This window comes from Methanofastidiosum sp. (genome assembly GCA_020854815.1).
Classification (GTDB): Archaea; Methanobacteriota_B; Thermococci; order Methanofastidiosales; family Methanofastidiosaceae; genus Methanofastidiosum.
Map to the genome: position 1 here is coordinate 1 of JAHKLW010000090.1, position 3,074 is coordinate 3,074.

2 protein-coding genes and 1 tRNA gene are annotated in these 3,074 nt (G+C 32.8%); all 3 read right to left on the reverse strand.

Annotated features, from left to right (window positions below; all coding sequences use genetic code 11):
- Positions 1-50: 50 nt before the first annotated feature.
- Positions 51-128 (reverse strand) — tRNA-Arg (locus KO464_10370).
- 41 nt (positions 129-169) lie between these two features.
- Positions 170-2,173: a hypothetical protein gene (locus KO464_10375; GenBank protein ID MCC7573764.1), complete on the reverse strand. Its 2,004-nt coding sequence runs from the start codon at positions 2,171-2,173 to the stop codon at positions 170-172.
- Positions 2,174-2,179: 6 nt separating this feature from the next.
- A partial coding sequence (locus KO464_10380) for a hypothetical protein (GenBank protein MCC7573765.1) occupies positions 2,180-3,074 on the reverse strand: 895 nt, incomplete at its 5' end.

The window sequence follows — 3,074 nt, forward strand, 5'->3', positions numbered from 1 at the left end:
CGCCGGGGCGATAGATAAGGAAGAAAGGAATAGGAAAGCAATATCGTGGTTGGCGGGCGTGAAGGGATTCGAACCCTTGATCTACAGCTTAGGAGGCTGCCGCCTTGTCCTGGCTAGGCTACACGCCCACGACGGCTTTCAGGAGGGGGAAACTCGTATATCAAGGTTTCTAGCGGCGGGGGGGGATTCCATGTTTGAATTTTAGTGAAATAAATATTAATAACAATCTTGGTTCAGGTATTTGTATACCAACTAGAGCAGCTAGTTCAATTATTAATATTACAATTAGACTCGCCTTTGAATCCATCGGAGAACTTATAATATCAGTTATAAATAATAATAGTCCGATAGAGGATAAAAATATCATAAGACTATACATTGCCAATCCTAAATTGCTAGTTATATGCTGGTCAGAATTAGTGAGATATAATAATATTTGATATGCAACTATCAATGCCATTGGCCCAAAAAATAAAATCATTCCTAATAGCTTTATACTGCTGTCGCGATTCGAATTGTTAAGCTGATCAATCCACATGTTCAGTACTATCATAAAACCAATTAAAAAAAGGAATATTATCACTTTCGTCGTTGTGGTTCGGTCGATTAAACCGCTATATTGCGTTACCGAACCTTCTGTATCAGGTGAACCTTTGGTGTTATTGCCATCAGCATTATCAGTTATTTCCATGTTATCTAATCTATTTAGGATTATAGGCACAAATAACATCGCTGAAATAAAAATAAAAAGTTGATATACATGTATATAAAATAAATATATAATTTCTGCCCTATAGATATGTATTGGTAATACAATTAAAATGAGAACAGATAATGCAAAAAATATTTTCAAAATTTTGGTCGTTTTTTTCAGTTGAGTTATATTTTCACCTGTTAAGGAAACTATCCAAACCATGGTTATAGCCAAAATCAATAAATATAAGGGATTCAAAGGCAGAACAGAATAGGTATTATTATTATTATTATTATTATTATTATTATTATTATTATGATAAGTATATAAATCTAAATAAGGATAAAATATTACAGTTTCAAATTTATATTTACCTGAAACTAAAGAAATATTGTATTCATGTTTATTTGTAGACTCGTTATAGGCCATTGTATATATATTTTTAGAAATGATGTCATTTAATGTACAAGTCAAGTGCTTAATATCATTTTCTGATTTATTCGAAAAACAGGTCACCTTTATATTTGTTCCTTTTGATATAAAATACTTCGAGTTAGATTTATCATAGAAGTAAGGATAGGAAGAAAGCCTGAATTCATAATCCATATCTGAGTCGTTAATATCAATATAAAAAGTATCATTATAAGAAGAATATGCATTATCAATTCCATCAGAAACATTAACTCCAAATTTATGCTCACCTACTTCATCTAAAAGTATTTCTAGCAAGAAAATATTTTCTTTTTCATTATATACCATAGATTTAGAAGATGTTTTTCCATTAAACACGTGAATTAGATCACATAACAACGTTTTCGTTTCATTTTCCGTATCATTAACTAAACACGCAAAGTCGATTATTATAGGCCCAGCAGATTTATTTATATAATTAGTTTTTGAAGAATTTTTCACAAAAAATTCAATAATATTTGGTGCTCTATTTTTAACGAATACATATTGGATGGGCTTTATTCTCTTTGGATTTATTCCGGGGTTATCAAAGCTAATATTTTGCTTAGTCAAATACGAACATTTATAATAGCTATTTGGATTTATCTGAGATGAAATAGTCGTATTAAATCCAAATGAAATCTCTTCCTCGGCTCGCAATTCTTTGATATTAAAATATAAGGCACCATCTTTTGAAAGCGTAAATATACATTCGCGTTTGGGGATGACCCATAAGAATTTGCCCGAATCGGTATACGAAAGATCCTCATCTGGCAGATTAATTAACTCAGTAATTTTATCATCAATAGTAATATTTTCTGCGTGCCTTTTACCTTCTTTAATATTTTTTATATTATAAATCAACTGTACATTATCTCCTCTAGTTACCTCTGATCTGCCTATACTGACATCCAATTCTAATTCGGCTGTTGGACTACTACTACCACCCTCCCACGGCCAATCTGAATGCCCTATATTAACTGTTAACATAAATATGAATATAAATTCTATACAATTTTTTATACTCATTTTACCTCACCTACGGAGACACATACTTCGCGCTTTATTGTCGGGATAATCTATAGCAATATTATCGAATGAGTTATTAGGTGCACAAACGTCATTTTTAATGGAACTAGGAGAATATTTAATAATTCCACATTTCAGATTTATAAAATTGTTATCATTGATTATGATATCTCTACTCGACATTATGCCGACCCCATCTGTGTAACTACCGCGAGAGCCATATCCTTCTATACGATTAAGTACGATAGTAGAGTTATTGCATCCGATCAACGCGATACCACCCCCATTATTGTTTGTTTTTGCACATATAGCGTTTGGGGGGATCAAAATTTGGTTGCCTCTTAAGCTACAGCCCTCTTGGCAATTTTCTATGAGTATTCCTCGAGAATAACCATAAATATAGTTATTATTTATAGTTATATTATTACAATATAATTCTTTGCATTTTACATGAATGCCAATTATTCCACCCGCGCCACTTTGCATAGATATATTAAATCCAACAACATTAACATCAGAAGAGTTTATATATATATATGGATCCTTACACCTTTCCGAAATGTTCGCCCTGCTTAATACAGGCTTATTATTTATATCTTCTCCGATCAATGTTAGGGGCATATCTATAGAAATGATCTCACTATAATGTCCATATCTAACGATTATTGTGTCACCATCAATTGCGTTTTTTATAGCCTGTCCTATAGTAGGATAAATGTTTATTGATTCGTTTGAATTTAATTGATCCACATATATCGGCGTTATTCGTATATCCTCTCCCTTTGGTGTCTCCTCTCCCTTTGGTGTCTCCTCTCCCTTTGGTGTCTCCTCTCCCTTTGGTGTCTCCTCTCCCTTTGGTGTCTCCTCTCCCTTTGGTGTCTCCTCTCCCTTTGGTGTCTCC

Excerpts from the sequence above, each read along its gene's own strand:
- KO464_10375 (MCC7573764.1), bottom strand. The coding sequence starts at position 2,173 with ATGAGTATAAAAAATTGTATAGAATTTATATTCATATTTATGTTAACA.